18 protein-coding genes and 2 pseudogenes are annotated in these 19,306 nt (G+C 47.9%); 3 read left to right on the top strand and 17 right to left on the bottom strand.

Annotated features, from left to right (window positions below):
• Nucleotides 1-96: 96 nt before the first annotated feature.
• The 7 genes and pseudogenes from LKE53_03100 to LKE53_03070 all read right to left on the bottom strand — a co-directional run bounded on the left by LKE53_03100 (nt 97) and on the right by LKE53_03070 (nt 4,474).
• Nucleotides 97-330 carry a hypothetical protein gene (locus LKE53_03100; GenBank protein MCH3971748.1) on the bottom strand — a complete coding sequence of 78 codons (234 nt, stop codon included), beginning with the start codon at nt 328-330 and terminating at the stop codon, nt 97-99.
• A gap of 3 nt (nt 331-333) precedes the next feature.
• A complete protein-coding gene (locus LKE53_03095) occupies nt 334-681 on the bottom strand; it encodes a hypothetical protein (protein MCH3971747.1) in 348 nt (115 codons plus the stop codon).
• A gap of 59 nt (nt 682-740) precedes the next feature.
• Nucleotides 741-1,207 (bottom strand): annotated as a pseudogene (locus LKE53_03090) (potassium-transporting ATPase subunit B).
• Nucleotides 1,099-1,404, bottom strand: a complete 306-nt coding sequence (locus LKE53_03085; GenBank protein MCH3971746.1) for a hypothetical protein — start codon at nt 1,402-1,404, stop codon at nt 1,099-1,101. Before LKE53_03085 ends, LKE53_03090 begins: the two are co-directional and overlap by 109 nt.
• Nucleotides 1,401-2,306 (bottom strand): restriction endonuclease subunit S, encoded by a 906-nt coding sequence (locus tag LKE53_03080; GenBank protein ID MCH3971745.1) that lies wholly within the window; start codon nt 2,304-2,306, stop codon nt 1,401-1,403. The genes LKE53_03085 and LKE53_03080 overlap by 4 nt, the downstream gene beginning before the upstream one ends.
• Before the next feature lie 32 nt (nt 2,307-2,338).
• Nucleotides 2,339-3,903, bottom strand: a pseudogene (locus LKE53_03075) (type I restriction-modification system subunit M).
• A 1-nt stretch (nt 3,904) separates the two neighbouring features.
• Nucleotides 3,905-4,474 (bottom strand): hypothetical protein, encoded by a 570-nt coding sequence (locus LKE53_03070; GenBank protein MCH3971744.1) that lies wholly within the window; start codon nt 4,472-4,474, stop codon nt 3,905-3,907.
• Nucleotides 4,475-4,754: 280 nt separating this feature from the next.
• Between LKE53_03070 and LKE53_03065 the strand changes: the two genes are divergently transcribed.
• On the top strand, nt 4,755-5,375 hold the full coding sequence (locus LKE53_03065) for a hypothetical protein (protein MCH3971743.1): 621 nt from the start codon (nt 4,755-4,757) through the stop codon (nt 5,373-5,375).
• Between the two features lie 250 nt (nt 5,376-5,625).
• Here the strand turns inward: LKE53_03065 and cysK are convergent, their stop codons facing one another.
• The 9 genes from cysK to LKE53_03020 all read right to left on the bottom strand — a co-directional run bounded on the left by cysK (nt 5,626) and on the right by LKE53_03020 (nt 14,569).
• Nucleotides 5,626-6,558: a cysteine synthase A gene (gene cysK, locus LKE53_03060; GenBank protein ID MCH3971742.1), complete on the bottom strand. Its 933-nt coding sequence runs from the start codon at nt 6,556-6,558 to the stop codon at nt 5,626-5,628.
• A gap of 561 nt (nt 6,559-7,119) precedes the next feature.
• A complete protein-coding gene (locus LKE53_03055) occupies nt 7,120-7,371 on the bottom strand; it encodes a hypothetical protein (protein ID MCH3971741.1) in 252 nt (83 codons plus the stop codon).
• 250 nt (nt 7,372-7,621) lie between these two features.
• Nucleotides 7,622-7,897 (bottom strand): hypothetical protein, encoded by a 276-nt coding sequence (locus LKE53_03050; protein ID MCH3971740.1) that lies wholly within the window; start codon nt 7,895-7,897, stop codon nt 7,622-7,624.
• On the bottom strand, nt 7,890-8,882 hold the full coding sequence (locus LKE53_03045) for a dipeptide ABC transporter ATP-binding protein (protein MCH3971739.1): 993 nt from the start codon (nt 8,880-8,882) through the stop codon (nt 7,890-7,892). Before LKE53_03045 ends, LKE53_03050 begins: the two co-directional genes overlap by 8 nt.
• On the bottom strand, nt 8,875-9,870 hold the full coding sequence (locus LKE53_03040) for an ABC transporter ATP-binding protein (GenBank protein ID MCH3971738.1): 996 nt from the start codon (nt 9,868-9,870) through the stop codon (nt 8,875-8,877). The genes LKE53_03045 and LKE53_03040 overlap by 8 nt, the downstream gene beginning before the upstream one ends.
• A gap of 13 nt (nt 9,871-9,883) precedes the next feature.
• Entirely contained in the window at nt 9,884-10,804 is a 921-nt protein-coding gene (locus LKE53_03035; GenBank protein MCH3971737.1) for an ABC transporter permease, read from the bottom strand.
• Nucleotides 10,805-10,814: 10 nt separating this feature from the next.
• Nucleotides 10,815-11,780: an ABC transporter permease gene (locus LKE53_03030; GenBank protein MCH3971736.1), complete on the bottom strand. Its 966-nt coding sequence runs from the start codon at nt 11,778-11,780 to the stop codon at nt 10,815-10,817.
• A 120-nt stretch (nt 11,781-11,900) separates the two neighbouring features.
• Nucleotides 11,901-13,643, bottom strand: coding sequence for an ABC transporter substrate-binding protein (locus LKE53_03025; GenBank protein MCH3971735.1), 1,743 nt, complete (start codon nt 13,641-13,643; stop codon nt 11,901-11,903).
• 191 nt (nt 13,644-13,834) lie between these two features.
• On the bottom strand, nt 13,835-14,569 hold the full coding sequence (locus LKE53_03020) for a FadR family transcriptional regulator (protein ID MCH3971734.1): 735 nt from the start codon (nt 14,567-14,569) through the stop codon (nt 13,835-13,837).
• A gap of 570 nt (nt 14,570-15,139) precedes the next feature.
• Here LKE53_03020 and LKE53_03015 point away from each other — a divergent pair.
• Nucleotides 15,140-16,825 (top strand): M3 family oligoendopeptidase, encoded by a 1,686-nt coding sequence (locus LKE53_03015; GenBank protein ID MCH3971733.1) that lies wholly within the window; start codon nt 15,140-15,142, stop codon nt 16,823-16,825.
• A 331-nt stretch (nt 16,826-17,156) separates the two neighbouring features.
• Here LKE53_03015 and LKE53_03010 read toward each other — a convergent pair whose 3' ends face one another.
• Nucleotides 17,157-17,882, bottom strand: a complete 726-nt coding sequence (locus tag LKE53_03010) for a hypothetical protein (protein ID MCH3971732.1) — start codon at nt 17,880-17,882, stop codon at nt 17,157-17,159.
• Between the two features lie 357 nt (nt 17,883-18,239).
• Between LKE53_03010 and LKE53_03005 the strand changes: the two genes are divergently transcribed.
• Nucleotides 18,240-19,163 (top strand): AEC family transporter, encoded by a 924-nt coding sequence (locus tag LKE53_03005; protein ID MCH3971731.1) that lies wholly within the window; start codon nt 18,240-18,242, stop codon nt 19,161-19,163.
• Nucleotides 19,164-19,306: the final 143 nt, after the last annotated feature.

Genomic DNA, 19,306 nt, shown 5'->3' with positions numbered 1-19,306 from the left:
TAAAAGTATGAAAAAAGCAGCCCTCAAAAAAGGCTGCTTGCTTCTGAAATTGGGCGTAAAAATACCGCTGAGCTTTATGCTGGGCGGTTTAAACATTTACTTAAAAAATGGCTCTAATGGAATATCGGATTTAACATAAACAGCATCTATTGCGACATCATTATAAACTCGAATTGTATTTTTTCCGCTCCTATAAATTTGAATTAGGGAGTTGTCTACATCGGTCAATAATGAATCTTTATCAAGGTTTGGAATGTGCTTTTCAATTGCTAAACATTGTTTATAAAAAATGTTTTCGTCTGATTGATTGCAAATATTATAGTCGCACATACCCTATTCCTCCAATCCTAGCTGCCTATTAACTGTTTTGTTAGGTTTAGCTGATGTCTTAACGATATCCGCCAAGGCTTCATCTCTGCTAATTCCTTTTCTCTTCATTTTATCTTGAATTGTCTCTTCAAAGGTTTTATTTGAATGTTCAATATCTAATGCTTTTCTCGTCTTTTGATCCCGCATTAAATCTCTTGCCTGAGTTCTGTATCTATTTCGCAATTCACAGGCCTTTCTTGCTTGTTCCTCCAGTGGAAGACTTTTATCGATAATTTCAGGTATCTTTCTATCGTGAGCAATATACCACTTGCGAACGGTAACATTGTCAAGAGATTCAATAAAATCAGTCAATTCACTAAAGTCACTATTTATAACCTTTTCTTTAAACTGATTCTTAATAACTTTCCATTCATTAGAATATCTACATCACCTGCTGCTTCAATAGCACGGCCACTCATAGCGAGCACATTTGCCTGATTCAGTCGAGACATTCCGGCAATGCCGATTGCAGAAAGTAATGCACCTATGGTGGTTGGTGCAAGGCAGACGAGAAGCGCTACCAAAGTTGTAACAGAGGTGGGATTTTCAATTCCTGCCTGCTTTGCTGAAAAAACAGAATAAGTATAAAGAGACATTGTTACTAAGATAAAGATGATAGAGAGGGCAACCAAGAAAATCTGAAGGGCAATTTCATTCGGTGTTTTCTTTCTTGACGCGCCTCTACCATAGAAATCATCTTATCGAGAAAGCTCTCTCCGGGTTCGCTTGTTACGGTAACAATGATCCAGTCGGATAGAACGGTTGTGCCGCCTGTAACGGCACTGCGGTCACCGCCCGCCTCACGGATAACAGGGGCAGATTCACCGGTAATGGCACTTTATTTAGCTTATCGGGAAATGCTTCAAGAGCATTATCCATACGAGTGATATTGCCGAATACATCAGCGCCAAGCACCACCGTGTGAGAGAGTGTGCCTTTCATCGTCATGCGGTACTCATTGCTGGTGCCGTCATAAATTAGGGTAAGAGAAAAGCCCCGGTACTGTCCCAAAGAAACAGCATCGGAACCGGTCATTTTTGTGCAGACATCAAGGGAATACGGGCGTTTTCAGATGTGGTAAGCGCAAAGCACGATCCATAGGGACGAAGCTTTGATGCACCGTGATTATAAGCAAGTTCACTCTTTTTAAGCAGAATATATTTCTTCAAGCTCTCGCCTGCGTTATTGAATGCGTATCGTTCAGACTGCTCAATAAAGCCATTGTTTGCCGTTATCATCATTATGGGAGCATTCGATTCAGGGTCGTTTCTGTTGACTTCTGTTGCTATCTCGCTTAGCTTACGCTGTTCCCAATCGCCAGTAAAACCCTGAAACCTGATTTCCGGCTGGCTGCTGCCGGCTTTGGGGAACATTTTTTGCAGCATGGCCTTTTTGAATTTTTGCAAGCCATCTAACTTCCGCTGTTGAAGAGTGATAAGGTTGTCGAGATTGCGGAAGTAGGTGCCAATAGCCGCTTGTTCCTGAATGGTTTTGGGTATAGAAAATTCCGTTTTGGCTACAAGCTTCCAATCGGCTCTTGGCATCTTTGTTCCGGTCGATTGGTTTGCAACTTCATCAAACTGGCGGCTTTGAATTAATCTATAAAGGAATCCGCTATCTGTATTTTGAGGCTGCAAAACCCAAAAATCACCGACAGCAAGCCCAGAAAACAAAGGTAAAAGCCAGTTTTGAAGATAAGGTCGAAGCTTCCCATATAGCACATCGCCCTGATGAAACTCGATTCCAGATTTCTCACTTCTTTTAGCATATACATTCTTGTTCAAGCGGCCGGTTCCAGAGATTATATCTTCATATTCCACTCGTGGAAGATCACTCACTGAACTGATAGATGACGCTCTGATGGCTATATCCTCGAACTTACGCTGTTCCCAAGCGCCAGTAAAACCCTGAAACCTGATTTTGGGTACGTTTGCCATGTCACATATCCTCCATCACTTTCAAAAAAGTCCGACAGCGCCGCCTGTTCCTCCGGGCTGTCTGCGTCAAGCTCTTTCATCATGGAAAGTAAGCTTTCCTTTGACTTTGCAATCTCTGCGCCGGTCTTTTTCATGTCGTCAGCAAGCTCGCTCAAGCTGATTTCCGGCTCTGGCTCAAAAGTATCTACATAGCGTGGAATGTTTAAGTTAAAGTCATTCTTTTTGATTTCTTCATAAGACGCCAAGTGCGCTTCTTTTTTCACGTCTGTGCGGTCGAGGTACAGCTTTAAAATATGCGCGATGTTTTCCGGCGTCATCAAATTCTTTTTCTTTTCCTTGCTGAATTGCTTCGATGCGTCAATCATCAGCACGTCTCTGCCATCACGGTCCTTTTTCAGTACAATAATTGTTGTCGGTATAGAGGTATTATAAAACAAATTTGCCGGCAACCCAATGACGGCATAAATAAAGCCTTTATTCAGTAAAACTCGGCGGATTGTTTTTTGCCGCCGCGAAACAAAACACCGTGCGGCAGAACGATTGCCATCGTTCCGCCTCTTTTCAAATGATAAAAGCCATGCAGTAAAAATGCGTAGTCGGCTTTTGACTTTGGCGCAAGAACTCCTCCATAATCCTCAAAACGCGGGTCATACACAAAGCCTTGAACCGGTTTCCAGACCTGTGAATATGGCGGGTTCATCAGCACCATATCAAAATTAGTTAGTTCATTGGTCGGCCAGTCCGCGTCCAGTGTATCGCCATTTTTCAAATGCTGGTTTTCCGGTGCAACTCCGTGCAGGAACATATTCATGCGTGCCAGATTATAAGTAGAGGTCATCAATTCCTGCCCGTAATAGCGAATATATTCCGGATATTTTGAATATTTTTTTGCATTCAGCAGAAGGGAACCCGAACCCATCGTTGGGTCATAGACTGACAAGCCCTTTTTGTCCTCTTGCCCATGTATAGCAATCTGCGTTAAAAGCCGAGAAACTGCCTGCGGGGTGTAAAACTCTCCCGCCTTTTTGCCGGTTTCAGAGGCAAACTTCCCTATCATATACTCATAGGCATCGCCCAATACATCTCCATCACGGTTCATTAAGTCAGCCGTATTGATTACTTCTATTAAATCTGCAATCGTGTCGTTTTGTTTCTGCTCCGCACTGCCCAGTTTGGTGGAGTAAAGGTCAACGTCCGCAAACAAACCAGCAAAAATAACATCTGAAGTTTCTACATCATTAAAAGCTTTTTTTAGATTTTCACGTTGAAACTGGTTTGTATTAACATCGTCCGCCAATTTTGTAAAGGTAAGGCTCGGCTCAATGATGTAATGGCACTCTTCCTTTACTTCCTGCAACAGTGCGTCTCTGTCCTCACTGGCATAGATTTCTTCATAAGCTTTTTGTGCCTGTTCCATCGTTTCCGGCACTTTGTCCTCTTTCAGGTCATAAACTTTATAAAGGAAGGTGTCTGAAAGATATTTGTAAAAAACGATACCGAGTAAATAGTTTTTGTAGTCATTTGCGTCCATCTTTCCACGCAGTATGTCGGCGCCGCTCCATAAAACGGTCAAAAGATCCTTGCTGTTTTCTGTCATTTTATTCTCCCTGTTGCTTATGAATATGATTGATAAACGAAAGTGTAAATTGCTTGACCTGCTCGGCTTGTATTTTCATTAAGTATTCTGTGTGCAGAGCCTGTTTGTAAATACAGCCGATTTTCGTTTGTGTTTCAATATCCGGCAAAATCCCTATCTCTAAATTGCCAATATGATTGAGTGTAAGCTTTGAAACACCGGTAATTGAACCCTGCTGAACTTTTGCCATTTGGTGTCTCACTGCTGGTGATTCATTGAAAAGATAGCAAAAATACCACGCATTCATTATCTTTTCATCAAAAATGCATTTTACAAAATTTACATTGATATATTTACCAGTTGTTACCGGTGTAATGATGGTTGCTTGGCTGCGTGTTAAGCATATAACAGTGTCACCAGATTTTACTGTATACTCTCCTGCGGCTTCTTTCCCTGGCACTTTTCTGTCGATTCCTAAAAGGTCGTTGTCAAGATCATCAACCGTGTAAGCCGTATCTTCCTTGATACTTTTTTTTAAGCGTGCCATATTTAACCCCGCAGTAAAGCTCATGATGGCGCTTAGTTTTGCCATGGTTTCCTCCTTATTGTATCGCTTTTCTCATGTACTTTAGCCAAAATACTTAGTGATTATAGTATAGTACTGCTCTTTCTTCTTGTCTATTGTATAACTGCATTTTAACTCATTTTAACTAAAGTACAGAAATTCATTATCTCCTGTGCATACGCATTCTTCATACAAAAATTGTTCTGATTGCTGCGTGCAAAACTCTTTGCAAAGCCATGACAGCCTCTGGATTCCATGTTATACTGTATTTGACCTTTGTCCGTTAAAGAATCGGGGGGAATCAGATGTGGAAAACTCGTCTGAAGTTTCGTGGGAAAAAGTATATGAATGCTGGAAAGTGCAGGCAGCCGGCGGCCCTGCCGTTTTAAATGCACCTGTCTCTCTTGCGGAACTGCACGTTCCCTTTGAGGAAGAGAACTCCATCTTTTACGGCTACGATTGGCTCTCTCGTGAAGAATACTTCCGCAGAAAAGAAACCATGCAGAAAGACATGCCTGCTTTTCTGCATGATACCAAAGCAACCAACCAGGGGACCGTCTACACGCTGCAGATGCTCTTGGACACCAAAGATGACGAAGAGCGTGCCGCGGTTTGGATTTATGCTTTTGCAAAAGATGTTTCCTGCTCACAAAACAGGAGCCTGCGCAGATACGCATACCAGCTCTGCGATGTTTCTATGGAGTTCCTTTTGGAACGCTTTTTTGTGTGGCAGCGCTCGATGCAAAAGCTGCTTCCCACTGCCTTTTTTTGCGAGAATGCCGGACCGAAAACAAGGTTTCATTCAATTGAGGCGGTTGTCGAATTGGCGCGGCTGAACGCTGCTTTGCTTCTCTGCGAATATGTTCCGATTCTGTACTCTTCCCTGCCTTTCAGCATGCGCAGAGCAGACGATTCCGTCCGGCTTTAAAAGTCCCGCGCCTGCTCTCAGGTACGGCGCGAATGCACTCAGCACTGCGGAAAGGCTTGTAAGCAGATAAAGAAGCTCTTGTACTGCAAAAAGGCACCCTACAGAATTTTTCTGTACGGTGCTTTTTTACACGAAAGTGCAAATGACCGGCAAGCCCGCCGCTCCGGGGGCAAACACAAAAAAGGCACAGGCAAAAGCCTGTGCCTTTTTATGAGGAGTATCGTTAGAATCATGAATTCGTGAAGACAAATCAATCCTGGAAAAGTGCGGTGGAAAGGTAGCGGTCGCCGGTGTCGGGCAGCAACGCTACAATGGTCTTGCCTGCATTTTCGGGGCGCTTTGCCAGCTCAGTGGCAGCCCAGATTGCTGCACCGGAAGAGATGCCAACCAGCAGACCCTCTACCTTTGCCAGCTCACGGCCGACAACAAATGCAGGGTCATTGTCTACGGCGATGATTTCGTCATAGATATTGGTATCGAGGGTCTTTGGCACAAAGCCTGCGCCGATGCCCTGGATCTTATGCGGGCCTGCATGGCCCTTGCTGAGCACTGGAGAAGTGGCCGGCTCTACTGCGATGACCTTGACATTCGGATTCTGCTCTTTCAGGTAAGAACCGGTGCCAGTCAAGGTGCCGCCGGTGCCCACGCCTGCCACGAAGAAGTCGACTTTACCGTCGGTATCTTTCCAGATTTCCGGGCCGGTGGTTGCTTTATGGGCGGCCGGGTTTGCCGGGTTGACGAACTGGCCGGGAACATAAGAATTGGGGGTTTCCTTTGCAAGCTCATCCGCCTTGGCAATAGCGCCCTTCATGCCGGCGGCGCCGTCGGTAAGCACGACTTCTGCGCCATAGGCTTTCAGCAGGTTGCGGCGCTCGACGCTCATGGTTTCAGGCATGGTGAGGATAATGCGATAGCCGCGGGCTGCTGCGACGCTGGCAAGACCGATACCGGTATTGCCGCTGGTAGGCTCAATAATGACAGAGCCGGGTTTCAGCAGGCCTTTCTTTTCCGCGTCGTTGATCATGGCAAGCGCGATACGGTCTTTTACGCTGCCGGCGGGGTTTAAGTACTCAAGCTTTGCGACAACCTTTGCTTTGAGATCATGCTTCTTTTCGTAGTTGGTCAGCTCAAGCAGCGGTGTGTTTCCGATCAGTTCTGTTAAGCTCTTATGAATGTTTGCCATGATAAATTCCCTCCGTCAAATTCTTATTTTTGTTGTGGGCTGTGTGCCCGAATTGTTTGTGTACAATTCATATATGTTTTGTATGTGTTAGAGTATATACGCATTCTTTTGGGAAGTCAAGGGGTTTTCAAAAAAAAGTTTATAATTTTTATCATTTTAATAATGTATTAGCCTTTATACAACGCCAAAGCGGCGAAATTTCTCAAAGAGTGTATACGAAAATGCCCTTTCTGCGGTGCAGGCACATTGACAGAAGTTTATATTATAGCATCGCATTGCGAAACCAGAATGATCAAAATGATTCTTTCGACCTCTCTGCCATCTCTTTTTAAATTGCAAAGAAGCCGAAAGACAGCACTGTGCCTCTTCCGGCATAGTATGAGTTTATTTTACCACTGCAAAGCAGGTTTTTGAAGGGCATTTTTCAGCAAAAAACATCCTATGAATCCTAGGAACCGCAGACTGCCGCAGAAATCAATACGTAAAAAATACAAGTACGCGGATTTGATCTGAAGAATGCTCCCTAGATTAACATGCTGATTGTGTGCTTTTTATGGCTCCTCACAACAACGCCGTCACCGCAACGCACAGCAGTGTAAACAGTTGGCGGTGATTCTTCTTTTTGGGTTTCTGCGATATCTGCTGCTGCAAAGGCGCATAATCTGGGGGACTACCTTCCCCACTGCTTTGGCTGCTCCACGTTTTGGACGCCGTATCTGTCGGAACTAAGCCCTTGGATTTTGGCATTTTCTGGCCGCACTGTGGGCAGAAGTTAGAATCTCCCGCCTCAAAACCGCATTTTGTACATTTCATCATTTCTCTCTCCTTTGTTGAATCTATCTCAACTATAATCTTCCTTTTTGTATATGTAAATCTCTATATAAAACAATTTTATACAAATTTTTACTTGCGGTCCATTTTGGGACCACAAAGGCAGCAAAGCAAAGAGATTGGCAGCAAAAATCCCGCGGCACACGGGAACGTGTAAACCGCGGGACAAATTTGTGCGCTTTGGGAACCAAAGCTTCCGTTATACCCTTGTGGCATCCCGAAAACTTGGTACTCAAATGCGGGTAATCAGAAAAATAACAACGAAGAAAATAGCAATCGCACCCAAAATCCAGGGCAGCAGAACGCGGAACAGTGCAAGGATCATGGCGACAATATCTTTGTGGTCCGCTTTGGTCTCCTCTGCGACTTTGTCTTTGGCGGCAAGGGTCGCAAGGTGATGTTTGCTGGCATCTGCAGCGACACGCCGGTGCACTTCCTGCTGCTGCTCCAGGTCACGCTGCATCAGGTCGGGCCGGGGGCCCTGACCAAGATGTAAAAGGTCAATCATTGCTGTTTTCCTCCGCTGGTTTTACGAAATGGCACGCGACATAATGCTCGTTGCCTACATTGCGGTACGGCGGCACCTCTTTGGCACACTTATCGCACGCCATGGGGCAGCGCGTACGGAACTTGCAGCCGGACGGCGGATTTGCCGGCGACGGCAGGTCGCCGGCAAGTAGAATTCGGTTATGCTTATAGGTTGGGTCAGGAATTGGAATGGCCGAGAGCAGTGCCTTGGTGTACGGGTGCAACGGGTGGTCGTACAGCTCCTTTTTCGGGGCCATCTCGACAAAGTTGCCCAGGTACATAACCGCCACGCGGTCACTGATGTACTCGACGACTGACAAGTCATGCGAAATAAACATATAGGAAAGGTTCTTCTGCTTCTGTAGGTCACTGAGCAGGTTGATAATCTGCGCCTGAATAGAAACATCCAGGGCAGAAACAGGCTCGTCGCAAATGATGAAAGACGGGTCTAGCGCCAAGCTGCGTGCAATACCGATACGCTGCCGCTGGCCGCCGGAAAATTCATGCGGGTAGCGGTTGATATAATACTTCGGCAGACCGCACAGTTCCATCGTTTCCAGTACCTTTTTGTGTACCTGCTCTTTGGTTCCGAGCTTGTGGTCAGTGAGAGCCTCGCCGATAATAGAACCAACGGTCATACGCGGATTGAGCGATGAGTACGGGTCCTGAAAGACCATCTGCATTTGCAGGCGCTTTTCGCGCAGCTGCCGGCGGCTGTACTTGCCGAAATCTTCGCCGTTAAACAGCACCTGGCCCGCGGTCATTTTGTACAGGCGCATAATGCTGCGCCCTAAGGTGGACTTGCCGCAGCCGGACTCGCCCACAATGCCCAAAGTCTCACCGCGCTTGATATTGAATGAAACGCCGTCAACCGCCTTTACCCAGCCGACCGTGCGCTGAAACACGCCGCCGCGAATGGGAAAATACTGTTTCAGGTTTTTTACTTGCAGAATATTATCATCCATTGCTGGCACCTCCCTGCGCTTCTGGTTTTTCAAAGCAAGCAACAAAGTGCCCGTTTTCTATTTCTCTAAGCTGCGGCACCTGCTCTTTGCACTTTTGCTGGCAGAACGCGCAGCGCTCATTGAAGTAGCAGTTTTCCGGCATATCAATGGGGTTTGGCACCTGGCCGGGAATGGAATACAGACGTTCGTCGTGGTTGGTCAGGCCGACCACCGGTTTTGATTTGAGCAGGCCGACCGTGTAGGGATGTGTGGGGTTCTTGAAAATGGAGTACACATCGCCTTTCTCCACGATTTTGCCGGCATACATAACGACCACATAGTCGGCCATTTCTGCCACGACGCCAAGGTCATGGGTAATCAGCATAATGGACATACCCATCTCCTTTTTCAGCTTGCGCATCAGGTCAAGGATCTGCGCCTGAATGGTGACATCGAGGGCAGTGGTGGGTTCATCAGCAATCAGCAGGCGCGGATTGCAAATAAGCGCCATAGCAATCATAATGCGCTGGCGCATGCCGCCAGAAAGCTCATGCGGGTAGCAGTCTACAATTTCCTCTGCACGGGGGATATTGACCAGCTTTATCATATCGATTGTCTTTTTGCGAGCTTCTTCTTTGGTAATATCCGTATGGGCCATCAGGTTTTCCATAATCTGGTCGCCAACTGTAAAGACCGGATTTAAAGAAGTCATCGGCTCCTGAAAAATCATGGAAACTTCTTTGCCGTTGATTTCCTGCATTTCGCGGTCTGTCTTTTTAAGCAGGTCGGTCCCATCCATTAGAATCTGGCCACCCACAATTTTGCCGGGAGGCGTCTCGACCAAGTGCATTAAGGATAGCGCGGTCACGCTCTTGCCGCAGCCAGACTCGCCCACGATGCACACGGTCTTGCCCTCTGGAATATCAAAGCTGACGCCATTGACGGCCTTTACTATGCCGTCATCTGTGTAGAACCAAGTTTTTAAATCTTTAAATTCAATAAATGCCATATTGATTCTCTCCTCACTTACCGGACACCATTCTGGGGTCGAGGGCGTCGCGCAGGCCGTCGCCGAACAGGTTGATGCACAGCACGGTTGCAAGAATACAGAAGCCGGCCGGCATCCACATCCACGGATGCAGGGTAAAGTCAATCATATTAGAACCCTCCTGCACCATGTTGCCCCAGCTGGCATAAGGCGGCAGTACGCCGACACCCAGGTAAGACAGCGTGGACTCCATCAGAATGGTATCACCAACGGAAAGAGTCGCGGTAACAATAATCAGCGGAAAAACATTTGGCATGATATGCTTGAATATCTTGCGCATGTCGTGCAGGCCCATGGCCTCTGTTGCGGCCATATAGTCCATTTCGCGCACAGTAAGCACCTGCCCGCGGAAGAACCGACAGATGCCGGCCCACCCCAAACATGCTAAAATAAGCATGAGGAAGTAGATACGCGAGCCGGTATCGACATGCAGGTCTGAAAAAATAGCGCTGATCATGATTAAAATAGGCATGGTCGGCAGGGACAGCACAACATCAACGATACGCATGATGACAGTGTCGACTGCGCCGCCGTAGTAGCCGGAAACACAACCCAAAAATGCGCCGACAAAAATCTCGACTGCGGTGGCGATAAGGCCGACCATCAGGGAGATACGGCCGCCGAGCATCAAGCGGGTCATAATATCACGGCCGCTGGTGTCAGTGCCAAGCCAATGTACGGAAGACGGCGGCTGTTTCGCATTTAAAATATCCACTTCCGTAATATCACGGTAAGGGGAAAACAGCGGGCCAATCAGGCAGAAAAGAATCATGACAATCAGGAAAATCAGGCCCACCATGGCGAGCTTGTTTTTCTTTAGTTTGCGCATGGAAAGATGCCATGGCGTCTCAATTACGTCTTTTTTTGCTTTTGTCTTTGCTTTATTTTTGCTCATTATCCATGCCTCACTTTAAACGGATTCTCGGGTCAGCCACGCTGTACAGAATATCTGAAATCAGATTGCCCAGCATAATCAAAAGGGCAAGCAGCATGATGTAGCCCATCATAAACATATAGTCACGTTTGTTGATAGAGGCAAGGAATATTTTGCCAATGCCCGGCCACGCAAACACGGTTTCGGTGATGAGTGCACCGGAGAAAAGACCAGGAATAGCGTTGCCGATGAAAGTAACAATCGGGATGCAGGCATTTTTCAATGCATGCTTGTAGATGACGACCCGCTCGGAAAGTCCCTTTGAGCGCGCGGTGCGGATGTAGTCCTGATGAATGACTTCCAGCATAGAGGTGCGCACATAGCGCATTGTGCCGCCAATGCCCATCATGGTTAGGCAGATAACCGGCAGCACCATGTGCTGAATGACATCGCCAACGTGGGCAGCGCCAGTCAGGTTGACACCGGCGGACTGCATGCCGTCCATAGGCAGCCAGCCCAGGTCTACAGCGAAGCCTTTCTGCAGCAGCAGTGCCAGGAAGAAAGAAGGCAGAGAAATGCCAGCAAACGCGACAATGGTAAAGAGTACATCAAAGAAAGAATGTACTTTGGTAGCAGAGAGCACACCAATCGGGATAGCGATAGCCATTTCCAGTATAAAAGAGACAATGGCCAGCAGAAACGAGTTCCAGATAAAGTCATGGATAACCGTAGAGACAGGCAGATTGTACTGGAAAGAGTAGCCGAAATTGCCGTGCAGGGCATTGCCAAGCCACGTAAAGTAGCGCTGAACAACCGGCTGGTCGAACCCCTGAGAAGCTTTGAGGGCTGCGATTTTTGCGGCAGAGAGATGCGAGGTGCCAAACTGTGCATCGATGGCGTCGCCCGGAATACAGGCAATCAGCGCAAAGACGACAATCGAAACACCCAGCAGAATCGGGATCATAATGAGCAGGCGTCGAATTGTGTACTGTTTCATGTTAGTTTCACCGTTCAAGTCCTTTCCTGAGATAGCGGAGTAAAAATTATAGTGTAAACTCAGAAAAGGGCCACGAAGGCCCTTTTCCAAAGAATAACCAATTTATTTTGTAAGTACAGCTTACTTCAGTTCAAGTTTGTCGTACACACTGTAAATCGGGTTGTACGGAGAATACTTGAAAGTCTTGAAACGGGTGTTGTAGGCTATGCAGTCGCTGCGCTGGTAAATGATGTAGTTTGGCAGGTCTGTATTGATGATCTGGTATGCTTTCTGGTAAGCAGCCTTGCGCTGGGTCTTATCCATCGTAGAGAGGGCCTTTTCATAGGCAGCATCCAGTTCTTTGTTGCTGTAGCCCAGGTAGTTTTCAGAGCCGCCGGTCTTGTAGATATAAGAGTCATCCGGGTCGGCGGTCATGCCCCACGCCATGAAGGACATGTCATAGGTCAGCTTCTGGAACTTGGTTTGCAGAGTCGGCCAATCGACGTACTCTGCCTGCATGTTGATACCAAGTTTCTTATATGCTGAAATCATTGCCGGAATCATAACGTCGGTGACGGCGTTGCCCTTGGTTGCGGTAAATGTAAACTTAAACTGCTTGCCGTTCTTAGTCAGGTTGCCGCTGCTGTCCTTGGTCCAGCCGGCCTCTTTGAGCAGGCTTGCGGCCTTGTCGAGGTTGTAGTCATAGGTATTGATGCCTTCGGTGGTGTACAGCCAGCTTTCTGCAGTCTGGTTGATGTTATGTACATTGGCGTAGTCGCCGTAAATAGACTTGATGATGCTCTTGCGGTCAATTGCATACAGCAAAGCCTGGCGGACTTTCTGGTCCTGGAACAGCGGATTCTTGTGGTTCAGGCCAATCCAGCCATAGCCCAGAGTAGGCTCAAGCTGCATATTGACGAAGCCCGCCTGCTTGCCGACCTGAATCTGGTCTGCATTTGCGGTGACCTCATCATCGACATCGACCTCGCCGGTCGTGACGGCCTGCATTTCAGAGCCCTCTGCAACGACCTTGACGACGATGTTCGGGATCTTCGGTGCGCCCTCATAGTAATTCGGGTTAGACTTTAAAGTAGCGCTCTGGCCCTGCTTGTAGTCGGTCAGTTTATAGGAACCGTTGCTGACATACTTCTTCATATCCAGTGCCTTAAAGCCGGCCAGGTTGCCGTGCTTGAGCACCTTGCCGTACAATGCGGTGGAAATCGGGTAAGCGCCGCTGAGCATATACTGAGCACTGGTATTGACTTTGTCCAGTTTAATCTGGATTGTCTTGTCATCTACAACCTTAATACCAGAGATGCTGTCAGCCTTGCCGTCGTAGTAAGCCTGTGCACCGGTCACGTTGTAGGAAACAAGGGTGTTGCTGGGGCCATCGTAGGATTTATCGCAAATGACCTTATAGAAGTTGACATAGTCCTCGGCCTTTACTTTAGAGCCGTCGGAGTATTTATCGTCGTATTTCAGTTTAAAAGTATATGTAAGGCCGTCGCTGGAAACTGTCATGGCAGCAGTGCCATCGATGATATTGCCCTTGTCGTCAACGCCGCCCAAAGATGCGCCGCTGATCGGGATAGAGACGTGGTAGTCATCTGCACTGGAACCATACAGCTGGTTAAAGCTGCCGCTCATATCGGCAACGCCGACAACGATAGTATCTTTTCTGGCAGAAGCTGCGGACGGCAGCTTGGAAGCATTGGTCGCAGCGATGGTGCGGATATCTGTACCATAGCCTGCGGTGTTGCCGGCTGCGCCGGAAGCCGCTGTGCTGCTGGTGGCTGCTCCTCCGCTGCTACCGCACGCTGAAAACAACATGCAGACTGCAAGGGTCATGCTGGTGATTCCCGCTAATTTCTTATGGTCTTTCATAAAACACTCACCTTTCCTCATAATTTTCATCTTAAATATTTTAATTCATTTATCTAATTATAAATGAATGAATTAACTTTTTACGATTGCATTTACAGGGTGCAATCACAAAATTTTATGTTTCGTGCGATAAAGCACGCTTGGTGCAAGACCAACTTTATTTGTCATGCACAAATAAAGAAATGGCAGCGTCAGCCGGCTGAGTCGAGCTTTGACTCGGCGTTGAGCTTTTCGCGGATTTCGGCCACAGCGCTGAAATGCTGCCGCATCAGGTCGGCACAACGGGGCGCGTCGCGGTCCTTGATAGCCATGTAGATGGCGTGATGCTCTGCTAGGCATTTTTCCAGCCTGCCGGGGTAGGCCAATGTTTTGGTACGCATAGCCTCCATCGTCGTGCCCAGTGACCGCACCAGCCCGGCGATAATCTGGTTTTTGGTGGCCATGGCCACACACTGGTGAAACAGGATGTCAGCCTTAATACCAGAGCCGCCGCGCGCAAGACTTTGCTGCATCATCTCAAGCGTGCGTTCCATTTTCATCAAGTCCAGTTTGTCGGCGCGCTCGCAGGCAAGCTCGCCCACCTTGATTTCCAGTATCTCGCGCGCTTCGTACAGGTCCTCGAAAAGCTCGCTGTCAAGCTTGTGCGGAATGTCAATGGCCGCAAGAATCTTTTCCAGGCAGTACCTGCACAAAAACGTGCCGCCGTTTTTGCGGCGTTCCACCAGACCCTTTGACTCTAAAATCATCAGCGCGTCGCGTACAGAGGCGCGGCTGACACCGAACTGCTGCGCAAGCTCGGTTTCATTCGGCAATTTTTGGCAGGGAGAAAGCTCCCCCTCGACAATTTGGGTCTGAATCTGGCTGACGATTTGGTCACTTACACGCATTGACTTGATGTTTTGAAACACGCTCATGCCCCCAGACAAAACCTGACGTTCTCTTTTTCATTGCTGTTCTCTTTGGCGAATATATAATAAGGAAAAGCGCCGCTTTCTTTCGTGATTTAGCGCTTTTTGCTGTTAAAGCGAACAAAAATGAAGAATTGCACGCCTCGGCCTCCCTGCCGAAAACGTTGTCTGACATATTGTCCAGCGGGTCTTTGGTGCGGGCAGGCGTCCTGCCACACAGTTTGGGGGCGACCCCCGCCCGCAGACCCGGGCACTGCATTTTTCCAAAACAGGTGTGCAAACATTCCTTAAAGTCGACTAAAATTATAGCACTTAATACCCTATAATGCAAGATAAAACGCATATTCTGCATTATTAAAATTGAAAAGGTGCAATTTTCTTCCTAAATAAGCGAATGAGACCGCATTTTTTCCATATTTTTTGCAGAAATCAAAATCTGATATTTCCTTTTCTATTTTACCTCTATGTCTGACAGTATGACTACCAGCGGAAAATTACGGAAAAACGCAAAATTTGCTGCGGCGGGTTCGGCCGGATATGCTATAATAGTTTCTGTAAGAAATCGGTACTATAAAGGAGATTTGCACAATGAAATTTCAAGACATGCCCTACCACCGCCCCGACCTTGCAAAAGTAAAGCAGGAATACCGCGCGCTGACCGAGCGCTTTGAAAAGAGCACCTCAGCACAAGAACAGTACCAAGTGATTTTACAGCATGAAAAGCTGGCAAGCGACTTTGACACGCTCTCTACCATTGCCTATATCCGCAACAGCATTCACACCACTGACCCATTCTATGAGGGTGAGATGGCCTTTTTCGACCATAATAACCCGGTGGTCCACGAATATCAGCAGGACTTTTACCGTGCTGTGAGCAAGACGCCTTTCCGTGCAGAGCTGGAAAAGCTGACCGGCCGCCTCTTCTTTACAAATATTGCGCTTTCTCTCAAGTCTTTTTCGCCCGCTGTCATTGACCTGATGCAGAAAGAAAACGCATTGGTCACAGAGTACGAAAAGCTGCTGGCCTCTGCAAAAATTGAAATTGACGGGGAAACCGTGAACCTGTCACAGATTGTAAAGTACAGCACCGCCGGCGACCGCGGCGTGCGCAAAGAGGCCTGGGAGAAAATCGGACAGTTTTTTAGCGCCAACTCTGAGCGCTTCGATGCGATTTACGATGAACTCGTGAAGAACCGCACCGCGCAGGCAAAGAAACTGGGGTACGAAAATTATGTACAGCTGGGCTACGACCGCCTTGGCCGCAACTGCTATGGCCCGAAAGAGGTAAAAGCCTACCGCAGACAGATTGTCAAAGACCTGGTGCCAATGATTTCCGAGCTCAAGGCCCGCCAGGCAAAGCGTCTGGGCATTTCGGACATTAAGTTTTACGATGATGCCTGCCTTTTCCCGGATGGCAACCCCAAGCCGCAGGGCTCGACACAGCACTTGGTAGACATGGCAAAGCAGATGTACCACGAAATGAACCCGCTCACTGGCGAATTTTTTGACTTCATGACAGAAAATGAATTGTTTGACCTAGACAGCAAACCCGGCAAGGCCGGCGGCGGCTACTGCACCAGCCTGCCCGCGTATAAGTCACCGTTTATCTTCTCCAACTTCAACGGCACCGCCGGCGACGTGGAAGTGCTGACCCACGAGGCTGGCCATGCCTTTGCCGACTACATGTCGCGCGAGATGCCGATTCGCGAGACCGCCTGCCCCACCATGGAGGGTGCCGAAACACACTCAATGTCGATGGAGCTGTTTTCCCGCCCGTGGGACAAGCTGTTCTTTGGCGATCCGGAGTACAAAAAGTTCCACCAGTATCAGCTGGAGGCGGCCCTCGATTTCATTCCGTACGGCTGCTTAGTAGATGATTTTCAGACCACAATGTACGAGAATCCAGAGCTGACCCCCGCACAGCGCAAGGATACCTGGCTCAAACTGGAGCACACCTACCGCCCGTGGATTGATTTTGACAATCTGACGTATTTCAGCATTGGCGGCGGATATCAGCGGCAGCACCACATCTACTCTTGCCCGCTGTACTACATTGACTACTGCCTGGCGCAGACCACCGCGCTGGAGTTCTGGTCTGCTTCGGTCAAGGACTGGAAAGCGGCTTTCGAGCGCTACCTGACCTTTGTCAAAGCGGGCGGCACTAAGACTTATGTTGAATTGGTTCAGCTGGCCGGGCTGCAGCTGCCCTTTGAGGACGGCTGCATTAAGAATCTGTGCACCGAAGTCAACGAGTACCTGCAAAAGCAGGAATAACTGCATTGGAACACAACTTTTCTATACATCTAATCTAAATAAAAAATACAGAAAAGGCACAGCCGTTTTGGCTGTGCCTTTTCTGCGATTTTTTACGATTTCGTTTACTGCATGCAAGCTAAAACTTCATGAGTATTCCATAGAATGTGCTTGGTGCAAGTCCAACATAAGAAAAGAAGTGCCTGGCATCGTAAAAACGCACTTTATCACAAAAAGCCCGCGGCACACAGGGAACGCGTAAACCGCGGGACGTATCGCAAAGCCGGCCGCATTGGGAAACCGCGGCAGCCGGCAGACATGCTGTATTTTGTTTTTGTATGTAAAATTTGTCTTAATAGGCTGTACCTGAAGCTGGCTTTTTCGCCTGTTTTCCACTGTGGGTCCTGCCGCGCAAAGCTGCAAGTGCCAGGGCAATGACATATGCAAAGCCGATAATTCCCACACACCACAGCACCGAAGCCCACCACGGCTGCCGGTAAACCATCAAGAACGGATACGGCCCACTAAGCGCCCTGCAGATATTCAGCACGATGATGACCGCCGCATACACCAGGGTGGGCACCATTGCATACAGTGCAGCCCTTTTTACCGGCAAGGGATCTGCATCAGCAAAGAGACATGAAGCCAGCGCCACCAGCGGACAAATCAGATGGTGATACAGCATGGAGTTTTCTAGCAGCATTGCCTGGTATCCCCGTGCACCTCCCAGCATTGGGGCTAAAATGCACACTACCACCAAAAACGTAAGCATGAGGCAGCACGTACCGATGTACTTAAACATAGTCGCCCACACAGGGATTTCGCGCCCCTTTGCAATTTCACGAATCAGGAAATACGAATAAACGCCGCAGGCGGCCAGGGCAAGCAGGTTACTATCCTCAGTATAAAATGTGAACATGCGCACACCATGTTCGCTCCAGCTCATACAGGCGCTCACGATTTCCATCACAACAATGGCGAGACTGCACGCCAGCGCAATTCCTCTTTTGCGATTTTGTTTACTTGACGCAGAACTAAATGACCCGTGCGATAAAGCAGCATCCTGTAATGTCTTCATATATCTAAATGCCCTCCCCATAAATCATATCTACATTTTTACGATTTTGTTTACTTGACGCAGAGCTAAATGCTCTGTGCGATAAAGCAGCGTCCGGTGAAACCACAGCGTAAGGGACGCACCAGCCAGTGCATACCCAAACTATAGCACAACATTTTCCAAAAGTATATATTTACGATTATGTTTACGAAGCGCAAGTACAAAACCAAATGCTCTGTGCGATAAAGCAGTGTTCGGCGAAACCACAGCGTAAGGCCTTTTATAGGCGGCAAAAATATGGTAATATAATACTCTACGGGAATTATGCGGGTCTGCGGTACCTGCCCGTCAAAAGCAAAAGCGAAAAGGGGTTTCGTTTTGATTGTACTGATTCTAATTAAAAAAATCATCTCACTGTTTCTGATGATGCTGCTGGGCGTGCTGCTGGTGAAAACCAAAATCTGTAAAGCAGAGGACAGCAAGGTCCTGTCGGCGCTGTCGATTTATCTGATTATGCCGTGCATGATTCTTTCGGCGTTTCAGATAAGCTACAGTGAAAAGATTCGCAACGGCCTGCTGCTTGCCTTTTTCGCCGCGGTCGTCATTCACGTTTTTCTAATTCTATTTACCTCTCTTTTAAGCCGCGGTCTGCATTTGGACGCTGTAGAGCAGGCTTCAGTCATCTACTCCAACGCAGGCAATCTAGTGATTCCGCTTGTAACGGCTATGCTCGGCAAAGACTGGGTCATTTACTCAAGTGCTTTCGTTTCGGTACAGCTGTTTCTGCTCTGGAGCCACGGCAAGGCACTAATCTGTGGCGAAAAGAAGCCGGACCTCAAAAAAATACTGACCAACGTCAACATGATTGCCATTTTGGTTGGCATTTTATTTTTTATTTTTCAAGTTCATCTGCCGGATGCGGTAAACGACGCGGTCGACTCTATTGGCAGCATGATTGCCCCGATTGCCATGCTCATTACCGGCATGCTGATTGCAGGCACCAGCTTCCGGCGGCTGCTGTCTTACAAAAAGATTTGGCTGGTAACGGCGCTGCGGCTCTTTGCAGTTCCTCTTTTGGTACTGCTGTTTTTAAAGTACAGTGGTATTGCCTCTTTAGCGGAAAACGGAAAGCGCATTCTGCTGGTCACGCTGCTGGCGACCATTACGCCCTCGGCCTCTACAATTACGCAGATGGCGCAGGTGTACGGCAAAGACGCGGACTACGCCGGTGCAATCAACGTTGTCACAACACTGCTGTGCATGGTCACCATGCCGCTGATGGTTGCGCTGTACCAGATGTGAAGAAAGTACAGATTCCCTATCAACAACAGCCGTCTTCATGCTATAGTCCGACAAGAAATAACTCTTGTGGCGATTTATAAAAGTGAATTTTGGAAGAAAGAAAAAGGAGAAAAAGCGGCAGAGCCCCCAAAAGGAGCCCTGCC

The sequence above is a fragment of the Oscillospiraceae bacterium genome, from assembly GCA_022483045.1.
Lineage (GTDB): Bacteria > Bacillota > Clostridia > Oscillospirales > Acutalibacteraceae > Caproicibacterium.
Note: the sequence above shows the minus strand (reverse complement) of the source record. Positions and strands in the feature narration are given on the sequence as shown.